The organism is Rheinheimera sp. WS51 (genome assembly GCF_050936095.1).
Taxonomy (GTDB): Bacteria; Pseudomonadota; Gammaproteobacteria; order Enterobacterales; family Alteromonadaceae; genus Alishewanella.
On sequence record NZ_JBOTRC010000002.1, the window covers coordinates 214,664 to 233,228 of the forward strand.

18 protein-coding genes are annotated in these 18,565 nt (G+C 40.4%); 6 read left to right on the top strand and 12 right to left on the bottom strand.

Annotated elements, in window-relative coordinates; genetic code table 11:
- Positions 1 to 116: 116 nt before the first annotated feature.
- Positions 117 to 1,772, top strand: coding sequence for a FapA family protein (locus ACRCA4_RS04815; RefSeq protein WP_433184938.1), 1,656 nt, complete (start codon positions 117 to 119; stop codon positions 1,770 to 1,772).
- 104 nt (positions 1,773 to 1,876) lie between these two features.
- A complete protein-coding gene (locus tag ACRCA4_RS04820) occupies positions 1,877 to 2,644 on the top strand; it encodes a DUF2884 family protein (protein ID WP_433184941.1) in 768 nt (255 codons plus the stop codon).
- 12 nt (positions 2,645 to 2,656) lie between these two features.
- On the opposite strand, the gene mgtE is transcribed toward ACRCA4_RS04820, so the two are convergent.
- Positions 2,657 to 4,003: a magnesium transporter gene (mgtE, locus tag ACRCA4_RS04825; RefSeq protein ID WP_433184943.1), complete on the bottom strand. Its 1,347-nt coding sequence runs from the start codon at positions 4,001 to 4,003 to the stop codon at positions 2,657 to 2,659.
- A 95-nt stretch (positions 4,004 to 4,098) separates the two neighbouring features.
- The gene (locus tag ACRCA4_RS04830; RefSeq protein ID WP_433184945.1) at positions 4,099 to 5,061 is read right to left on the bottom strand and encodes a magnesium transporter CorA family protein; all 963 of its coding nucleotides are present in this window, start codon (positions 5,059 to 5,061) and stop codon (positions 4,099 to 4,101) included.
- A gap of 184 nt (positions 5,062 to 5,245) precedes the next feature.
- On the opposite strand from ACRCA4_RS04830, the gene ACRCA4_RS04835 reads away from it, so the two are divergent.
- A complete protein-coding gene (locus tag ACRCA4_RS04835; protein WP_433184948.1) occupies positions 5,246 to 7,111 on the top strand; it encodes an FTR1 family protein in 1,866 nt (621 codons plus the stop codon).
- Positions 7,112 to 7,169: 58 nt separating this feature from the next.
- Here ACRCA4_RS04835 and ACRCA4_RS04840 read toward each other — a convergent pair whose 3' ends face one another.
- The 9 genes from ACRCA4_RS04840 to ACRCA4_RS04880 all read right to left on the bottom strand — a co-directional run bounded on the left by ACRCA4_RS04840 (position 7,170) and on the right by ACRCA4_RS04880 (position 14,589).
- Positions 7,170 to 8,306, bottom strand: a complete 1,137-nt coding sequence (locus tag ACRCA4_RS04840) for a methyl-accepting chemotaxis protein (RefSeq protein ID WP_433184952.1) — start codon at positions 8,304 to 8,306, stop codon at positions 7,170 to 7,172.
- A gap of 16 nt (positions 8,307 to 8,322) precedes the next feature.
- Positions 8,323 to 9,810 carry a DUF885 domain-containing protein gene (locus tag ACRCA4_RS04845; protein WP_433184954.1) on the bottom strand — a complete coding sequence of 496 codons (1,488 nt, stop codon included), beginning with the start codon at positions 9,808 to 9,810 and terminating at the stop codon, positions 8,323 to 8,325.
- 119 nt (positions 9,811 to 9,929) lie between these two features.
- Complete coding sequence (gene hemW / locus ACRCA4_RS04850) at positions 9,930 to 11,072, bottom strand: radical SAM family heme chaperone HemW (protein ID WP_433184957.1); 1,143 nt, start codon at positions 11,070 to 11,072, stop codon at positions 9,930 to 9,932.
- A 27-nt stretch (positions 11,073 to 11,099) separates the two neighbouring features.
- Complete coding sequence (gene rdgB, locus ACRCA4_RS04855; protein WP_433184959.1) at positions 11,100 to 11,687, bottom strand: RdgB/HAM1 family non-canonical purine NTP pyrophosphatase; 588 nt, start codon at positions 11,685 to 11,687, stop codon at positions 11,100 to 11,102.
- Between the two features lie 20 nt (positions 11,688 to 11,707).
- On the bottom strand, positions 11,708 to 12,133 hold the full coding sequence (locus ACRCA4_RS04860) for a DUF4426 domain-containing protein (RefSeq protein ID WP_433184962.1): 426 nt from the start codon (positions 12,131 to 12,133) through the stop codon (positions 11,708 to 11,710).
- Between the two features lie 57 nt (positions 12,134 to 12,190).
- Positions 12,191 to 12,484: a DUF167 family protein gene (locus ACRCA4_RS04865; RefSeq protein WP_433184965.1), complete on the bottom strand. Its 294-nt coding sequence runs from the start codon at positions 12,482 to 12,484 to the stop codon at positions 12,191 to 12,193.
- Positions 12,484 to 13,023 (bottom strand): YggT family protein, encoded by a 540-nt coding sequence (locus ACRCA4_RS04870; protein WP_433184968.1) that lies wholly within the window; start codon positions 13,021 to 13,023, stop codon positions 12,484 to 12,486. Before ACRCA4_RS04870 ends, ACRCA4_RS04865 begins: the two co-directional genes overlap by 1 nt.
- A gap of 43 nt (positions 13,024 to 13,066) precedes the next feature.
- Positions 13,067 to 13,882 carry a pyrroline-5-carboxylate reductase gene (gene proC / locus ACRCA4_RS04875; RefSeq protein ID WP_433184970.1) on the bottom strand — a complete coding sequence of 272 codons (816 nt, stop codon included), beginning with the start codon at positions 13,880 to 13,882 and terminating at the stop codon, positions 13,067 to 13,069.
- An 8-nt stretch (positions 13,883 to 13,890) separates the two neighbouring features.
- Positions 13,891 to 14,589, bottom strand: coding sequence for a YggS family pyridoxal phosphate-dependent enzyme (locus tag ACRCA4_RS04880; protein ID WP_433184973.1), 699 nt, complete (start codon positions 14,587 to 14,589; stop codon positions 13,891 to 13,893).
- A 29-nt stretch (positions 14,590 to 14,618) separates the two neighbouring features.
- Here ACRCA4_RS04880 and ACRCA4_RS04885 point away from each other — a divergent pair, with 29 nt between their 5' ends.
- Both ACRCA4_RS04885 and ACRCA4_RS04890 read left to right on the top strand, forming a co-directional pair.
- A complete protein-coding gene (locus ACRCA4_RS04885) occupies positions 14,619 to 15,671 on the top strand; it encodes a type IV pilus twitching motility protein PilT (RefSeq protein WP_433184975.1) in 1,053 nt (350 codons plus the stop codon).
- A 6-nt stretch (positions 15,672 to 15,677) separates the two neighbouring features.
- Positions 15,678 to 16,802, top strand: a complete 1,125-nt coding sequence (locus ACRCA4_RS04890) for a PilT/PilU family type 4a pilus ATPase (RefSeq protein WP_433184977.1) — start codon at positions 15,678 to 15,680, stop codon at positions 16,800 to 16,802.
- A gap of 8 nt (positions 16,803 to 16,810) precedes the next feature.
- Here the strand turns inward: ACRCA4_RS04890 and ACRCA4_RS04895 are convergent, their stop codons facing one another.
- The gene (locus ACRCA4_RS04895) at positions 16,811 to 17,542 is read right to left on the bottom strand and encodes a lytic transglycosylase domain-containing protein (protein ID WP_433184980.1); all 732 of its coding nucleotides are present in this window, start codon (positions 17,540 to 17,542) and stop codon (positions 16,811 to 16,813) included.
- A 148-nt stretch (positions 17,543 to 17,690) separates the two neighbouring features.
- On the opposite strand from ACRCA4_RS04895, the gene ACRCA4_RS04900 reads away from it, so the two are divergent.
- Positions 17,691 to 18,554 carry an EamA family transporter gene (locus tag ACRCA4_RS04900; protein WP_433184983.1) on the top strand — a complete coding sequence of 288 codons (864 nt, stop codon included), beginning with the start codon at positions 17,691 to 17,693 and terminating at the stop codon, positions 18,552 to 18,554.
- Positions 18,555 to 18,565: the final 11 nt, after the last annotated feature.

Here is an 18,565-nt window from a genome sequence, read left to right on the forward strand (position 1 = left end):
TTAGACGTTATTATATGAATTTAGCCCTGTTAAATACCATCAAAGCTTGCCTTCTCTGCGGATATTTGCTTCATTAGAGTAAGTAGGTTTGTAGTCATCAAAAGTGGTGAGCCTCAATGCAAATTAGTGAGCATGATAGAAAAATAAAACTAAAAGTGGCTGTAACTAAAGAGGCGCTTTGTGCTGATGATATTCATAATCAGCTTGCTGATGCCGGTTTTGGTCGTTGTCGAGTGTTACCAGATGCAGTTACTAATTTATTGCATGAGTACCAAAGTGCACAGCAAAAAATTAAAGATAAACTTAAGCTAGAGGCTGAATTAAACTATATCATTGCCGAAAAACTTGACGCTGATATCAGTTTTGAAATTGCCGATGAGCAGATGCAAGCTTTTGCGATTATAACGGCAGACTGGGGTGGTCAAGTCATTTCGGCTAATATGCTAGTTAAAGCGGCCCAAGCTAGTGGTGTGGTGTTTGGTTTTAGCAAAGAAAATATTATTAAGTTAATAGCGCATGCTAGTAAAGCGGAACCTGGCGCCAAGTTTAAGCTGGCAATTGCCAAAGGGCGAGCTGTTGAGCATGGTTTAAACTCGCGTTTTGAAGCGAAAATACCCGATATGGCAAGTCGCCGCGATAAGCCCATCATCCTTTCTGATAAAAAAGCCGATTTACGTGACTTCGGTGAAATTCCTGCGGTTAAACAAGGTGATATTATTATGCACCGTCATCCTCCAACTCAAGGCGTTGATGGTATGACCGTTTTAGGTACTGTGCTTCAGGCAATACCTGGCCAAGAGTTAGAGTGGAATCTAGGCGAAGGAGTAGAAGTTAGTTCGACCAATAAAGATTTATTACTAGCAGCGCGTGATGGTTTACCTAGGGTTATCGATGCAGGGGCAACAGTTGATGAGGTCTTTACTGTTAAACAGGTTGATTTAACAACCGGGCATATTAAATTTCGTGGGTCAGTTGTTATTAATGGTGATGTCACTGAAGGCATGAAGGTGATTGCCGGTGGTAATGTTTTTATAAAAGGCTTTGTAGAAGGCACCTTAATAGAGGCAGGCGGCGATATTAAAATTGGTGGCTCTATCATTGGTCATTTAGTACCAACATCTGATAACTCTATTGTTTATAGTACAGAGTTAAAAGCTCAGGGCGATATTCAAAGTAATTTAGCCCAATACGCTAAAATAACTTGCGGTGGCAATTTTTATGTGAATAAGCAGATGATGCATTGCTCTGTTAGTGCCGCTAAAGTTTATGCAGGGCCTGAAGAAAACCCGAGTGGCAAAGTTATAGGTGGTGAGTTTTATTTAGATTATGAGCTTAATACGGGGTGTTTAGGTGCAGCGTCTAGCAGCCATATTTTAATTAAATTGAATCGACTCATTGATCCTATCGCCGATCAACAGCAAGAATTACGAGATCAAATCACAGCGCTTAAACATCAAATGCAGCAAAATAAAGAGCAATTAGAAAAATTCAAAAAAATAAAAGGCAGTGACCAAATTGATTTACGCTGTGCAGAAATAGAGCAAGAGTTTAATAAGCAACGCGATGAAGCGATAGATTTAATTGAACAAGTTAAAACGTTAGAGGCCCAGCGTAAAACTATTTTAGAGCAAACCGTGATTGTTGCAAAACAGCAAGTGTTTGCAGCAGTAGAAGTACATTTTGCTAATGAGCAGTTAAGAACTCGTCGTGAATATGGACCAAGTAAAATTCATTATGTTGAAACGGCCCCTGTTATTGAGCCTTATTTTTAAGCTAAGTGCTGTTATAAAGTTGAGTAGTCAGTCTGCTGCGTTATAGGGTAGTGAATTTTTAATCTTTTCAACTTAAGCTTTAACCGGTTATATAATTTGAGAGAGTGGCATTGAAACGCATTTTTGCAAGTTTATTAGTCTGTTTATCTTCTAGTGCCCTGGCAGCTGAATGCAATATGGCTTTTGCTCATGGTGTTTTAATTGCTCCTGATCATATTCGTATTTTACAAAATAATAGAACTCATGTGCAGATCAATGCTGATACTCAGTTATTTATTCGTGGAGAATTACAAAGCCTAGATGCTGATGAAACCACGCTGTTACGCCAATATAGCCAAGGTTTACGTCGTTTTGTTCCTGAGATTGTGAGTATTGCTGTAGATGGTGTTGAGCTTGGTTTGTCGGGGGTTGAAGCAATGTTTAATGGCATTGGTAGTCAGTCTCAACAAGCGGAATGGCGTGCTCTAGTGCGAGAGACAACGTTTCAGTGGATGTCGCGTTTTGTTCGTTCAAATGAGCATTTCTATTTAGCTCCGCAAAGTTTAAATGAATTAGATTACTTTTTGCATAATGAGTTAAAGCCTCAGTTGGATAGTTTAGCAAGACGAACTGTGGGCGCTGTATGGGGCGCATTACGTGACGCACTACGCTATTCTGATAGTAACTTTGAGCGCAGTGAAAATCAGGATTGGCAGTCAGTGGGTGACTTAGTTGATAAGCTTAATTTAAGTTTAGATGAAAAAGCGGTAGAGCTAGAGCAAAAATCAGCGCTGTTTTGTCAAAGAATGCAAGATATTGAAAAAATAGAAAAACTGCTGCAACAAAGATTACCTGAGCTGCAGCACTATGATGTGGTTAGACTTAAAAAATAATAGGCTAGTTAGTTAAAGTAAAAAGAGTGAGCCTAATCCTAAAAAAGCGAAGAAACCAATAACATCCGTTACTGTTGTTAAAATTACTGAGCCTGATAGCGCCGGATCAATCTTAAACTTCTTTAACCAGATTGGGATCATTACGCCTGATAGCGCGGCAATAATAATGTTAATAACGATAGCCATGCCAATAATGCCGCCAATTACCCAATTGCCAAACCAAAAATAGGTGATAGTAGCAATAACCAATGCCCATAATACACCATTTAGAATGCCTACCCCGAGCTCTTTTCGTAATAAAGTCATATAGGTGCTAGGGGTTATTTGTTCCATGGCTAAACCACGAATAATTAAGGTCAACGTTTGGCTGCCGGCAATTCCACCCATGCTGGCTACAATAGGCATTAACACCGCTAATGCTACAACTTGATGCAAAGTCGCTTCGAACATGCCTATGGTCCACGCAGCTAAAAAGGCGGTCAGTAAATTAATACCTAACCAGAGTGCGCGACGTTTAGAGCTGGCAAGTATAGGGGAGAATAAATCTTCTTCTTCATCTAAACCGGCTGTGTGCATAAACTGACTTTCTAGGTTACGTCTTACAATATCAAAGGCTTTACTAATTGATAGTCTACCGAGTAACTTATTATTATTATCAACAACAGCTAATGCATTATAACCAGAGCGTGAGACCATATCTGATGCTTGCTCTAAAGCCACTTCACCTTCAATCCAAGGAGCGTCTTTATCTATTATTCCGTCTATAGCTTGGTGATCATTTAAACCTAGTAATTGAGTAGCGTGGACCAAACCGATATAACAGCCGTCGCGGTCAACCACAAATAAAGCTTCATGATATTCGGTGTCTAAGGCAAGTTGTCGGAATAGCCTAAGCGCATCACGTACTCTGGCATTTTTATTAATAATAAGCATATCGTGATCAGCAAAACGACCACATTGCTCATCATCATAAGCAAGTGCTGTATCTAACCAACGACGTTGGCTAACATCAAGTCTAGAGCAGGCGTAATCATAAATAGCGGTAGGTAATTCGTCTAATAATTCTATTAAATCATCGACGTCCATCTCTTCAACTAAAGTTTTTAGCTGTTGTTCTGTTAGCTGCTTGAAGACGTTATCACGAGCGTCTACCCGCATATAGGTTAAAGCCGCAATCTGCTCATCAGGTTGTAAGCTTAACCAAGCACTAACACGTTGCTCGACCGGCATCGCTTCTAAGGCGATTGCAACCTCTTCAGGCTCAAGTTGACTTAGCCTATCAGTCAGTTGGATTGCATCCTCACTATTAAAGCTGTCTTTTACAATCTCATCTATATCAAGTTGTTGACTATCGGCCATATAGAGCTTCCTAATTTTTTACTACAAATAAAGCGACTTACTCCATTAAACAAGGCTTCTAAATTGCAATTAATGAATCTGTGCTAGTTAAGGTGTTACCACCAGCCGCGAAATTTAAACCAAGCCAAGCCAAATAGGCCACCTATCGCCATCGCTGCCATAACAATAAAATAACCATTTTCCAGCGCAAGTTCTGGGATATTGACAAAGTTCATACCATAAATACCGGCGATAAAGGTTAATGGTATAAAAATAGTACTTACTATTGTCAGTACTTTCATTCGCTCGTTTATTTGATGTGATGTTGTCGATAAGTAGCTGTCGACCAAGTCACTTAGTTGGTCATAATACATGTCTGTCATACTGTGCGAGCGCTCAAATTTTTCATAATAATCACGTAGCTCTGTACTCCCAAAGTGACGTAATAATGGATTTTGCTGTTCAGTAAGCGCCTCTGAGAAAATATCTTTTTGATAAGCTAAGTTACGGTTAATTTTTCTTAACACTGAGCGATAGCGCATTATTAACGCCATCAATTCATCATTACCTCGTTGTAGCATGGCATCTTCTAAGTCACTTAACTCGTCTTCAAATGAAATAAGCTTTTCTAAGTAACTACTAGAGGTCAACAGGATGATATTATTTACCCAGTCACTAATATTGATTGATTGATTCTGAATAATGCTCGGCTTAAATTGCTCAACCATACTGGCGTTGTGGCTGGTTATTTTACTGATTAATATTTGCCGTGAATAGAGTAAATTAATTTGTGCGCTAGCTGTATATTGACTAAAGTCTTCATCAGCGTAACCTCTTAGGACTAATAACGTGAAGTCTGTTTGCGCTTCGCACTTAGGCGGATGACGCTCTTTGCTAAAATCTTCAACTAAAGTAGGCATTATAGAAAAACGCTGTAGCACTTTTTGTTGCTCTTCAGTTGTTGCGTTGTTTAAGTCTATCCATAGACGAGCATCAGCAGGAATAATTTTAGGTATTAAGCTGATATCACCATGTTGCCATTGGGCAGTTTCAGGTTCAAAGTAACTAAGCTGAATCATAACAATCTCCATTAATCATAATACAGCATAAACTGAGTTGCTAAACAGGTGCAACTTAATAGCATTATCGTTGTTTTATTAAGCAGTTTTATCCGTTTAGTGGGCAAAAGTAATAAAAGTAGTGCATAAGGCAGCTTAAATTAAGTATAATGAGAATGATTCTTTTTATGGTTTAGGTGCTGCGATGTTAAAAAATACACTACTGGCAATGCTAATAATCTTGTTCTCAATGCCAACTCAGGCTTCTGATAAACTTATTCAGTTAATTGAATATATTGGAGCCGACTATCAAAGTGCTGTTGAATCAGGACAGATAATCAATAATGCAGAATACGGTGAAATGCTTGAGTTTGCCCAGTTGATTTCAGCACAACTACCGGAAAATAGCGCTGAATTAGCTAGCCAGGCCGTTGAGCTAGAAAAATTAATTGCAGCGAAGGCAGATGCTGCTGATGTGAAGCAGCTAACAGCAAAAATGCGCCAGATCATTATCGCCGCTATGCCGCAAGTTCCGTTACCAAACAATGTTCCTGACTTACAGCGAGGCAAGACGCTATACGCGAGTCATTGCGCTGCTTGTCATGGTGCTAGCGCAAAAGGTGACGGCCCTGTAGCAAAAAGTCTTGATCCTAGCCCGACTAATTTTCATGAACTTGAACGTTACGAGTCGCGTAGCGTATTCGGCTTGTTTAACACTATTAGCTTAGGTGTTGAAGACACCGGCATGGCTTCATACCGCTATTTAGATGAACAAAGCCGCTGGGATATGGCTTTTTATGTTGGAGCCTTAGCTAGCCATCAGGTAGATAAAAGTAAGGTCGCTGATAGTTTAATTGAAACAGCGTCTATTGCTAACTTGTTAACTTCAACACCGCAAGACCTACAGCAAGAATATGGCGAACAAGGCAAGGCTTTAATGGCTATTTTTCGTCAGCATCCTGAGCGTTTTTTTGCCAATAGCAGCAGTGATCCACTAACTTTAACTAAGGAAACATTGTCGCTGATCCCGCAGCAGCTTGAGCAACAGCAATATGAGCAAGCATATAATTTAGCAGTAACAGCTTATTTAGATGGCTTTGAGTTAATCGAAAATAATTTAGCCGCCGTTGATACTAATTTAAAAAATGAAATAGAAACGAGAATGCTTGGTTTGCGTAAAAATATTCAACAGCAAGCCTCGCAAGCTGAATTATTGTTAGAGCTAGAAGCTATTCAACAGCTTTTAAGCCAAGCTGAAACGGTATTGAGTAAACGTGACTTAGCCGCTGGTGGTGTATTTTGGTTGGCGCTATTAATTTTATTGCGTGAAGGTTTAGAGGCTCTGCTGGTTGTTGCTGCAATTTACACTGTTGCAGTTAAAACTGAGCAGCCAAAGTTAAAACGTAGTGTGCATTATGGTTGGATAACCGCGCTAGCATTAGGCGTACTAACTTGGGTTATTGCCAGTTATGTTATTACTATATCTGGTGCCTCACGTGAACTGACTGAGGGTTATACAGCATTATTAGCCGCAGCTATACTATTTTATATGGGCTTTTGGATGCACAGTAAAACATCGACAATGCAATGGCAGCAGTTTATTAATACCCAAGTAGGCAAAGCATTAAAATCGGGTACCTATTTTGGTCTTGCTACAGTCGTATTTTTAGCGGTTTATCGCGAGATATTTGAAACTATTTTGTTTTATCAATCGCTTTGGTTGCAAGGTGGTTCAAGCCACAAGCTTAGTTTGCTTTTAGGTGTTGCAGCAGCATTATTAATTTTAGCCGCTCTAGGGTTTGCCCTGTTTAAATTCGCAGTGAAGCTGCCGCTGAAAAAGTTCTTTGCTTCAACGGCATGGCTAATGATTTTATTGGCCTTTGTTATGACAGGTAAGGGTATTGCTGCATTACAAGAAGCCGGTAACATAGGTATAAGCCAGCTAAATATGCCTAGCATAAGTTGGTTGGGTATTTATCCTACAACTCAAGGGATCTTTGCTCAAGCACTGGTACTATTGTTAGCAGCTATTTTGGTATTAAAAGAACGAATTGCTAAAAGCAGGATATAGCTAATAATGAACAATAAAAAACGACGCTAAAAGCGTCGTTTTTTATTGAAGGAGTATTTTATTGTTTTATTTTAAATTCGCCAACGACAGTGTTTAGCCCTTTAGCGGCGTTGTTCAGAGCCTTAGCTTCACTTGCTAACTCTTTAGCTTGAGTCGCAGAGCGGTTCATTAGCTCAGTAATTGCAATTAAGCTGTGACTAATCTCTTCTGTTGTAGTTGATTGCTGGCCAGTAGCGGCTGCAATTTGACTATTTTGTTGCTTAACATTATTAATAGCGGTGCCGATATCATTTAAAGCGCTTTGCATGGTTTGAGCACGTTCAGCACTTGTTTGGGTTTGGGTTTGTCCTTGCTGCATGCAGGTTTCTGCTTCACGGGCAATCACTTGGAGTTTCTCAACCATATCCCTAATATCTTTGGTGCTATCTTGGGTACGTGCGGCTAAAGAACGGACTTCATCGGCAACAACTGCAAAACCTCTGCCTTGCTCACCTGCACGAGCTGCTTCTATTGCGGCATTAAGTGCAAGTAAATTAGTTTGCTCGGCAATGCCTTTAATAACATCAACCACAGCGCCAATGTTTTCAGACTCTTTAGCTAAACCTACTACTACAGACAAGGCTTTAGACATATGTTCGGTCAACTTATGCATGTCGTTCAAAGAGTCTATAGATAACTGCTGACCGTGTAGCGCATGTTCTTCTGCTTCATTTGCTGCGCTGCTGGCATGATCTGCATTATTACTTATCTCTTGAGTAGTGGCTGTCATCTCATGAATAGCCGAAGACACATTTTCTAATTGAATATTGCCTTGTTGGATTTCTTTATTAGTAAGCTCTGTAGCGCTTGAGATCACATTACTACTGCTATTAACCGAATTAGCTTGTTCTGCTGTTTGTAATAATAATAATCGTAACTTGGTTATAAACTGATTAAAGTGACCGGCAAGGGTGCCAACCTCATCTTGGCTATCAATATCAATTTTTTGGGTTAAGTCGCCATTGCCACTGGCAATGTTACGCATAGTATCGGTTAGTTGTTGTAGTGGGCGTGTGATCATGCGAGTCATAAACCAAACAACAATTAAAATAATGGCTAAAATAAGCAAAGTAAGAAAGGTTGCCCAGCTAACCGCACTTTGTACAGGGCCATCAATTAATTCTTCTGGTACTAGCAATGCCACAAGCCAGTTCATTGTAGGAAAATCTGAGCTAATAGGCTGGGTATAAGCCAATTTCTTTTGGTAGAAGCTCGGTATATAAGCCCCATCCTTCAATATAAGCAGTATAGCCACCAAAGCGGCGGAACTTAGGCATATCTTCAAGTTCTTGATTAATAGCTAATTGCATATGATGGCCAGGTAAGCCTTCATGATAGGCTAAGGCTTCTAGTTGGTAAGTTGGCATATCTCGCATGTTGTATAAGTTGGCATAATAGGTACCAGGGCGAGAGCCATCCATTGACGGTTGTTGATAAAAGGCTTTACCTGCTGACTTTTCGCGAAATGGCTCTACGGCTTTTACGATAAGATCTGCTTTAGGTTTAACAATAAACAGGCTATCTAAGCGGCCTTTCATATCATCTATTACGCGATTGGCTTCCGCTAGGTAATCTGCTCGGCCTTGTTCTGTGTCTGGGTAATAAAACTGACTATCTTGGCGTAAATGAACAAAAAATTGCTGTAAGTCACCAGCAAAGTTAACTTTCTGCTTTATATCGCGCATTTCTTGATGTATACGGGCAACTTCATCTAAGCCTATTTGATGAATTTGTTCGGCTGTTAATGTCGTGGTAGTTGTTCTATTTAACGCATTTTGATAAAAATCCGCACCGTCTTTAAATCGCCAAACGCCATCATCGGTTCCAGCTTTTTCTGCTAATGTGTGTAAATAACTAATTAAATGTGTATAGGCTGGTTTTACACTATCGACTAAGGCTTTTTTAGCTAGTTCAATCAGTTGCTGTTTGGTTTCTAAGTTAAGATCTAGTTTATCTACTTTCGCCCTAAAGTCTGCAAGTAAGGTGCTATCGGCACCCGTATCAAAAGGAGCGCCAGTTATAATATTTTGGCTAGCTGCAATAGCATGCGGAAACACAAATTTGGGGGCAATAATACCTTGCTCAGCGCGTTGTTCTAATTGCTGCTGTAATTGCTTAAATAGTTTTGGCACCGCATTTAGGCGAGCAATATAAGCTTGGGCATCACTTTGGTTATCAATTATATGTTGATTGATTAATAACGATGGAACCTGCGTATGAGTGCCGAACATTTGGTTGACAGGGTAGCTATATAAGCGCCATTTAGCATCCGCTAAGCTTTGCTCTAAATCTTGTTTCATTAATAAATAGCTAATACGGGTTGCACTGTCTAATTTTGTTTGGTCGATATGGCTTAAGCGTTTTAACTGATCATGCTTTAACATTAACCCTGCTTGATAATGCTGCTCTGATAGATCTTGCCACTTATCATAATCATCTTTAATACCTAAGCGTGTTAATCTAACCGGATCGCGTTGCACGGTTTCCATAAATATTTGTTCAAATAGAGCATTGGCTTTTTCTGATTCAGACTCTGCAGTAATACCTGTGCTGACTGAAGCTGTGTTACTAGGTTCAGTGGTTTTAGGGCCGCAACCGGCTAGTAAGGCTAAGCTAATGGCTAAAGGAACGAGGGCCATTTTATGGTTTTTAAATATCATCAGAAATACCTGCGTTAAGTTATGTACACAATAAAACTTAAGAATTAAGCAATATCGTAAGACTATCACTTAATTCTACGCAGTAGCGACTAGATGGGAAGCGTGCTTATCACAAGAATTTACATAAACAACGTGAGCAAGTCATTAAGGTAACGACTGCCTTTTTCTGTAACTTGCCAATAATGCTCAGTTTCAATTAACAAACCTTGCTCAATAGCTTGGCCAATGGCTGTTTCAATGTAAGTTAAAGCTAAGCCAGTATAAGCGGTAAAATCGGCTTTAGGACAGGGTTCAATTAAGCGAAACCTATTCATAAAAAACTCAAAAGGCCGATCTTCTGGATCCACTTGCTCGCGGTTATCTAAATAACCACGGCTAATATCCATATAGCCCTTGGGGTGTTTTATTTTAACGGTGCGTAAAATAGCATTTTTGGTGGGTAGGGTAATTTTGCCATGAGCACCACAACCAATCCCTAAATAGTCGCCATAGCGCCAGTAATTTAAATTATGCTGGCATTGAAACCCTGGCTGGCAGTAGGCCGATATTTCATATTGTTCATACCCCTGCTGCTGCAAGAGCGCCAAGCCTTGTTGCTGAATATCCCACAAGGTATCATCGGGCGGTAATAAAGGCGGCTTAGAAGCAAAAGCAGTGTTAGGCTCGATAGTTAATTGATACCAAGATAAATGAGGTGGAGTCAGGGCGATAGCTTGTTGTAAATCGGCTAGGGCAGCATCGACATCTTGCTCGGGTAAGCCGTGCATTAAATCTAAATTAAAGCTAGTTAAAGGCAGATTATTGGCTAATTTAGCTGCATGGACTGCTTCTTGGCCATCATGAATACGGCCTAAGGCTTTAAGTTGTGCAGTTTGAAAGCTTTGTACACCAATAGAAAAGCGGTTAACACCAGCTTCAACATAGCCAGCAAAACGGGCCGCTTCAACGGTGCCTGGATTTGCTTCCATTGTTACTTCCATATCAGCAGTACAAGGTAAACGTTGCTTAACGCCTGTAATTATTTGGCCTATTCCTTGGGCACTAAATACGCTAGGGGTGCCACCGCCAATGAAGATGCTGCTTAAGGTTCGCCCAGCGACTAATGTAAGATCTTGGTCTAAGTCTGCTAGTAAATGCGCAATATACTCTTGCTCGGGTATGCCTTTTTTTACTGCATGAGAATTAAAGTCACAGTAAGGGCATTTTTGGATGCACCAAGGAATATGGATATAAAGTGCTAGTGGCGGAAGTGTCAGGCTCAAAAGAGTTCCTTTTAAATAATGTAACGATTAATCTAATAATTGCAGCAGTGTTTTTAACGCTTTGCCGCGATGGCTCAATTGCTGTTTTTGCCTTGGACTAAGTTGAGCAGCACTGCAGTTTTCATTTGCTAACCAAAAAATAGGATCATAACCAAAACCATGCTCACCTACAGCTTGGGTAGCAATTTCACCCTGCCAAATACCATGACAGATTAAAGGCGTTGGATCTTCTGAGTGGCGCATATAAACTAAAACACAGTGAAACTGAGCACCACGCTCTCCTGCAGGAATTGCCTGCATACTAGTTAATAGTTTATCTATATTTAGTTTATCGGTTGCCCCTTCACCTGCATAACGTGCTGAGTAAATACCCGGTGCGCCACCTAAAGCATCAACAGCAAGACCTGAGTCATCGGCTATCGCGGGTAAGCCGGTAACTAAGGCCGCATGACGGGCTTTAATAATGGCATTTTCAACAAAGGTTAAGCCTGTTTCTGCAGCATCTGACACATTAAAATCTGATTGCGGAACAATAGTGATATTACGGTCTGCTAGCATGTGAGACAACTCGGCAATTTTACCTTTATTACTGCTAGCTAAAACAATTTTTCGCATAAGGGGTTTCCGTGAATAAGTTAGTCGACATAAAAGCGTTGCTTAAACTTTAATTGCTGTAGCGTATTTTTTTGATTTAAAGTCAGGGTGAAATCAAACAGTTGCTGATCAGTAAAGGGTAGCTGAGCTAGATAATAAACGGCATCGCCCTCTACAACTTCAGTAAAGCTCAATGCAATTTGTCGGCCTTGAAAATCCTTGGCAATGCCACTGATATCGAGTTTTTGTGCTTGTTTCGACTCAGAGTCTAGTACCGAGATATTAATAACCGCATTATATTTACTGCGTTGAATTCGATATTGCTTCGCTATCTCTGGGGTTAAAATCGGTGCTGGAAAGGCAATGTAGTGAACATCCCATTGTCCTAATTGTTGCATTTGCTCTGCATTTAATTGGCTGCTAGTGGCAAGCAGCAACGTTAAAAATGTAGCTAATAAAAATTTCATTAGAGTACCTTTGTCAATTCGCTCAGTGGTTTTCTATTATAGAGGAACTACCCTAAATTATCTTGTGCTTAACAAGGCGTCTATTAACGGCGGTAAGGCTTTAGGTGAGGCAAATAAAACGACTTTGTGCCGACTTAACTCTCCTTTTTCTAGCACTATGTCTGATTTTGCAACTTTAAAACTTTTGGCTAAAAACGTTAGTAAGTGTTGGTTAGCTTTGCCATCAATAGGGGGCGCGGTAATCGCAACTTTAATAGCGTCATTATAAAGGCCTACCCACTGGTCTTTGCTAGACTTAGGTTGCAAATACAACCTAAGCCTTAAACCGTCTTGCTGTTGCTGAATCGGCATTAAAAACCGCGAAACCATTCGCTAAGTAAGATATTTAAAAACTGCAGGCCAATTAATACCACTAATACCGATAAATCTAAGCCACCCATAGGCGGTAGAATGCGGCGAATAGGGCGTAATAATGGCTCAGTTAATTGATGCATCACTTGTTCTATAGGATTATTTCCTTGGCTAAACCAGCTTAATAATGCCCGGATCACTAAGATCCAAAACAGCAAAGAAAAAGCCTCTTTAACCACCACTATACCAGCCCAAAAGAAGCTGTGCGGTAAGGCGACAGCTTTGATTAAAATAAACTGGATGAGTAACAACTTAACTAAAGCCACTAAGTAAGCTAATAATACGGTTGCTGTATCTATACTGCCAATGCTAGGTATTAGTCGGCGCAGGGGTAGCACGATAGGATTAGTTGCTTTTACAACAAATTGGCTAAAGGGATTATAAAAATCTGCTCGTGCGAGTTGTAGCCAAAAACGTAAAATAACCACCATTAAAAACAAATTAAATACGGTGTTAATTAAAAATTGTAACGCTTGCATAAAGGGCTCCCAACAACACGATTACAGTTTAAGAATATTTAAGTTAAAAACTTTGTGCCATTTCTTGAGCACGTTTTATAGCTGCATACATGGCATCAGAAACCATTTTTTCAAGGCCTTGATTAGCAAAAGTAGTTACAGCTTCGTGGGTTGTGCCACCTTTTGAGGTTACTTGTGCGCGTAAGTCGGCAAAACTATGTTCACTGCCTAACGCCATAGTCGCTGCACCTAATGCGGTTTGGGCAACCATTTTTTTTGCTTGTTCAGCATCAAAACCTAATTCTTCAGCCACTTGTTGCATAGATTGCATAAAGTAGAAGAAATACGCAGGCGAGCTGCCGGTAACAGCAATAATATGATCAATTTTTGCTTCATCGTCTAACCAAACATTTAACCCTGTACCGCTGAACATGTGATCGGTAAAGGCTTTTTCATAATTTGAACAGTCAGAAGCAAAGAGTCCGGTAACACCTAGGCTAACTAAAGAAGGCGTATTAGGCATACTGCGAACAATACGTACATTACCTAACCAGTCTTTATAACGGCTAACTGGAATACCTGCTGCTAAAGTAACAAATAACTTATCGGCTATTTCCGGTGCTTGAGCAATTAAGTTCTCACAAAGTTGCTGCATCATTTGCGGCTTTACAGCTAACACTATGACATCAGCTTGCACAACGGCATGAATATTATCTAATGTGGTTTCAATAGCGTAATCAGCCGCTAAAGCCGTTAATTTCGGTTGACTTCTATTAGCAGCAATAATGTTTTTTGATGGGTAGCCATTGTTAACCATAGCGGCGATAACGCAGCGCGCCATATTTCCTGCACCAATAAAAGCGACTGTATTATCATTCATATTAGATTTCATTCCTCGTTCTTATCCCTTTTGCCAAAAATTACAGTGCCTAATCGTATCATAGTTGCGCCATTTTTCAGAGCAATTGGCCAGTCATTTGACATCCCCATAGACAGCTCGGTTGCATCAGGGTAGTGCTGTTGTAATTGAGTTGATAAATGCTGCATAGCCAGAAAATCAGGGCCAGTTTCTGCATTATCATCTTTGGCTTTAGGTATCGCCATTAAGCCTTTTAATTCAAGCTGAGGTAGTGCTGATATTTGCTCGGCCAATTCTAGCATCATGTCAGGGGCTATACCTGATTTAGACGCTTCCTTACTAATATTTATTTGGATTAAAACCTTTAGCTTGCCCAGAGACTCAGGACGTTGCTCTGCTAAGCGTTTAGCAATTTTCAGCCTATCAATACTGTGAACCCAAGCTGCACTTTGGGCAACGAGGCGGGTTTTATTTGACTGCAGTGGGCCAATAAAGTGCCACTCTATATCCGCTTTTTCAGCCAGTAGTTGTTGCTTATCTGCCAGCTCTTGTGGGTAATTTTCGGCAAATTTGCGTTGTCCTGCTTGATAAGCCGTTAAAATATCTGCCACCGGTTTGGTTTTACTGACGGCGATTAATTGCACAGAGTCGTTAATAATATGCAATTGTTGGCAATTTTGCTTAATGTTCTGATAGGCGAGGCGGAGTTGTTCTGCTATGTTATTCATAAAGTTGGCATCTTGGAGTATAAATTGTCATGGATATTACCGAATTATTAGCCTTTAGTGTGCAACATAAAGCGTCAGATTTACACCTTTCTGCAGGCGTTCCGCCATTAATCCGTGTGGATGGTGATGTTAGAAGACTTAACATTCCGCCTTTAACCCATAAAGAAGTACATGCCTTAGTTTATGAGATAATGACGGATAGGCAACGAAAAGAATACGAAGAAAAGCTTGAGTCAGACTTTTCATTTGAAGTTCCTAATTTAGCTCGGTTCAGGGTCAATGCCTTTGTGCAAAATCGCGGTGCGGCAGCAGTGTTTCGTACCATCCCAAGTGAGGTTTTATCACTTGAAGATTTAGGGGCACCTGATATTTTTAAAAAAATTGCAGATAACCCACGCGGCTTAGTGCTTGTAACAGGCCCTACTGGTTCGGGTAAGTCTACTACTTTAGCGGCAATGGTTGATTATATTAATAGTATGCGTCATGAGCATATTTTAACCATTGAAGATCCAATAGAATTTGTTCATAGCAACAAACAATGTTTAATTAACCAACGTGAAGTGCATCGTGATACGCACAGTTTTAGTAATGCTTTACGCTCTGCTTTGCGTGAAGATCCAGATGTTATCCTAGTCGGTGAGCTACGAGACTTAGAAACTATTCGTTTAGCAATGACAGCTGCAGAAACCGGCCATTTAGTTTTTGGCACCTTGCATACAACTTCGGCACCAAAAACCATTGACCGTATTATTGATGTGTTTCCAGCTGAAGAAAAAGCGATGGTTCGCTCAATGCTATCGGAGTCTTTGCGCGCAGTCATTTCGCAAACCTTATTGAAAAAAGTGGGTGGGGGCCGTATTGCTGCCCATGAGATTATGGTTGGCTTACCGGCAATTCGTAACTTAATACGTGAAGATAAAATTGCCCAAATGTATTCAGTAATTCAAACCGGTGCTTCGCACGGGATGCAAACGATGGATCAATGTTTATTAAATTTAGTCAACCGGGGCATCGTTTCACAACAAGATGCGGCCGCTAAAGCTCAAGATAAAAATACCTTTGGCTCTATGGGTAGGATGTAATTGATTATGGATTTGACCGATTTTTTAGAAAGAATGGCGTCAATGAAGGCGTCAGATATGTTTGTTACTGCTGGTATGCCTGTTGCAGCTAAGATTAATGGTGAGATGACGCCTATTGATGAAACGCCGTTAACCGATGCTGGCTCGTTAAAGCTTGTTTTAGCCGCGATGAATGACAAGCAACAGCAAGAGTTTATGACCACCAAGGAGTGTAACTTTGCTATAGCCAATGAAGCTGGGCGCTTTAGGATCTCAGCTTTTTGGCAGCGTGACTGTGCTGGCATGGTAGTGCGACGCATTATTACCCGCATACCTGAAGTAGAGGAACTGGGGTTACCGCCTATTCTTAAAGAAATTATAATGTCTAAGCGAGGCTTAGTGTTATTTGTTGGTGGTACAGGTACAGGTAAGTCTACGTCATTAGCGGCGCTGTTAGGCTATAGAAATAGAAATACTAAGGGCCACATTTTAACCATTGAAGATCCGATAGAATTTGTTCACGATCATCAAAAAAGCTTAGTGACGCAACGTGAAGTTGGTATTGATACTGAATCTTTTGAAGCTGCCCTTAAAAGCTCATTACGCCAAGCGCCTGATGTTATTTTAATTGGTGAAATTCGTAGCCAAGATACAATGGAATATGCGCTATCTTTTGCTGAAACAGGCCATTTATGTATTGCCACATTGCATGCTAATAATGCCAACCAAGCCATTGATAGGATAATGCACTTAGTGCCCAAAGATATGCACCAAAAGTTGCTGTTTGATTTGTCGTTGAACCTGCGAGCTATTGTTGCTCAGCAGCTAGTTCCAACTGCAGATGGCATTGGCCGAAAAGCGGCAATAGAAGTGTTACTTAACTCACCTTTAGTTGCCGATCTTGTATCGCGTGGTGAGATAGGCGAAATAAAAGCAGTAATGACCAAATCGCGTGAGCTTGGAATGCAAACCTTTGACCAAGCCTTATTCGATCTATATCAAAGTGGCATTATTAGTTACACCGATGCCATTCACCATGCTGACTCGCCAAATGATTTACGCTTAATGATTAAGCTGCGCAGTGGCGATACTAAAGGTGCTGGCTTTTTATCTGGAGTGACTATTGATGGTTTTGAAAAAGAAGATGATTAATTAACCAGCTAGCCACCTGTTTGATAACGCTTATGTAAAATGTTTACCCGTTTTACATAAGCTTCAGTTTCCGCAAAAGGGGGGATACCCTTATACTTTTTAACGTTAGAACTTCCTGCGTTATATGCCGCTAAAGCTAATTCTTTGTCACCATTAAACTGTTGTAATAAAGACGCTAAATACTGTGTGCCAGCGCTGATATTTTGTGCTGGAATGCTGGCATCGGTTACACCTAGTTCTTCAGCTGTTTTTGGCATTAATTGCATTAAACCAACAGCGCCTTTCTTAGAGATAATCGCCGGTCTAAATGCTGATTCTGCATGAATAACTGCCCGAATAAGAGCAGGATCGAGTTTATGGGTCGCAGCTGCAGTTGTAATGAGTTGATTGTATGGCCGAGTAAAAAGTGGTGTTGTAAACCAATTAATACTTGAGCTTGGATCACAAGCAAAGCAGCTATAGCGAAGCACTTTATAACGCATATTAAGAGGCTGTCTATCTGAAAAAAAACCGGTACCGTCAGGTTTTTCTGCACTAAATACCGCGTAATGAGGGCCTTTACTATCTCTTTGTCTTGGTGTTGCAGGTATTGCTGTTGTAGGTATTGTTGATTGCGAAGTCGGTGATAGCTTATGTATAGGTTTTTCTGCTGGATCTGCCTGGAGCAACAGTGGCACAGCACTAAATATAAACCCAGTTAAACAAACAATAGATATATTAGTAAATCGGTAATTTTTCATGGAGTTTAACTTTTAAAATCAACGACTATAGTAAACCACTAACAAAGTTAGAACTCAAGCTAGCTGCGATACAATGAATATCCTTTTTTAATTGTCTAAGCTAAGATTAACACTATCTCCCTGATGCTCTTCTGTAAGTGACTGTGTTATGACCTTAAGAATTAATCGCACTGTTGTTATTGCCTTTGCTGGTGTGTTATTAGCAATGGCGACAATTCAATCTGGTGCTTCGATAGCTAAACAACTTTTTCCCATTGTTGGACCAGAAGGAACAACTGCATTACGGCTTGGTTTTTCCGCTATAGTGCTTTGGCTGGTATTTCGGCCATGGCGCGCTATGCCAGAAGGATCTGACTTACGGGCTATTATATTTTATGGTGTCTGTTTAGGTGGCATGAATATTTTATTTTATTTAGCGATTGAACGTATACCATTAGGCATAGGTGTTGCACTTGAGTTTACTGGCCCATTAGCTGTGGCTTTAATTGGCTCTAGGCGTAAAACCGATCTTATTTGGGTAGGCTTAGCTATAGCGGGTATTTTATTATTACTGCCCGATATGCAAGGTGAAGAATCTTTAGATCCGGTAGGTGTAGCTTTAGCACTAGCAGCTGGCGCCTGTTGGGCCGGTTATATTTTGTTTGGTAAAAAAACGGGTACTCAAGCGTCAGGAGGCATCACTGTAGCCTTAGGCATGACTGTTGCGGCTATTTTTTTAGTTCCTCTAGGCTTTGTAAGCCAAGGCATGGCAATTCTTAGTTGGGAAGTAATTCCACTTGGGCTTGCTGTAGGCATTTTATCGAGTGCTTTGCCTTACTCGTTAGAAATGATTTCTCTGCGTAATATGACACCACAAAGTTTCAGTGTGCTAATGAGCATGGAGCCAGCGGTGGCGGCGCTAGCCGGTTTTTTAATTTTAAGCGAACAACTAACATTATGGCAGTGGCTTGCCATACTGTTAGTGATTTGTGCCTCTTTAGGTAGTGCATTAACAGCAGAGAAACGGCAATAGTATAAGCTAAA

Bases quoted from the DNA above. Each gene is read 5' to 3' on its own strand.
- ACRCA4_RS04860 (WP_433184962.1), bottom strand. From the start codon at position 12,133: ATGAAATTTTTATTAGCTACATTTTTAACGTTGCTGCTTGCCACTAGC.
- proC (WP_433184970.1), bottom strand. From the start codon at position 13,882: ATGAATGATAATACAGTCGCTTTTATTGGTGCAGGAAATATGGCGCGC.
- rdgB (WP_433184959.1), bottom strand. From the start codon at position 11,687: ATGCGAAAAATTGTTTTAGCTAGCAGTAATAAAGGTAAAATTGCCGAG.
- ACRCA4_RS04900 (WP_433184983.1), top strand. From the start codon at position 17,691: ATGACCTTAAGAATTAATCGCACTGTTGTTATTGCCTTTGCTGGTGTG.
- ACRCA4_RS04895 (WP_433184980.1), bottom strand. From the start codon at position 17,542: ATGAAAAATTACCGATTTACTAATATATCTATTGTTTGTTTAACTGGG.
- ACRCA4_RS04870 (WP_433184968.1), bottom strand. From the start codon at position 13,023: ATGCAAGCGTTACAATTTTTAATTAACACCGTATTTAATTTGTTTTTA.
- mgtE (WP_433184943.1), bottom strand. From the start codon at position 4,003: ATGGCCGATAGTCAACAACTTGATATAGATGAGATTGTAAAAGACAGC.
- ACRCA4_RS04880 (WP_433184973.1), bottom strand. From the start codon at position 14,589: ATGAATAACATAGCAGAACAACTCCGCCTCGCCTATCAGAACATTAAG.
- ACRCA4_RS04845 (WP_433184954.1), bottom strand. From the start codon at position 9,810: ATGATATTTAAAAACCATAAAATGGCCCTCGTTCCTTTAGCCATTAGC.
- ACRCA4_RS04865 (WP_433184965.1), bottom strand. From the start codon at position 12,484: ATGCCGATTCAGCAACAGCAAGACGGTTTAAGGCTTAGGTTGTATTTG.
- ACRCA4_RS04840 (WP_433184952.1), bottom strand. From the start codon at position 8,306: ATGAACTGGCTTGTGGCATTGCTAGTACCAGAAGAATTAATTGATGGC.
- ACRCA4_RS04885 (WP_433184975.1), top strand. From the start codon at position 14,619: ATGGATATTACCGAATTATTAGCCTTTAGTGTGCAACATAAAGCGTCA.
- ACRCA4_RS04830 (WP_433184945.1), bottom strand. From the start codon at position 5,061: ATGATTCAGCTTAGTTACTTTGAACCTGAAACTGCCCAATGGCAACAT.
- ACRCA4_RS04890 (WP_433184977.1), top strand. From the start codon at position 15,678: ATGGATTTGACCGATTTTTTAGAAAGAATGGCGTCAATGAAGGCGTCA.
- ACRCA4_RS04835 (WP_433184948.1), top strand. From the start codon at position 5,246: ATGTTAAAAAATACACTACTGGCAATGCTAATAATCTTGTTCTCAATG.
- ACRCA4_RS04815 (WP_433184938.1), top strand. From the start codon at position 117: ATGCAAATTAGTGAGCATGATAGAAAAATAAAACTAAAAGTGGCTGTA.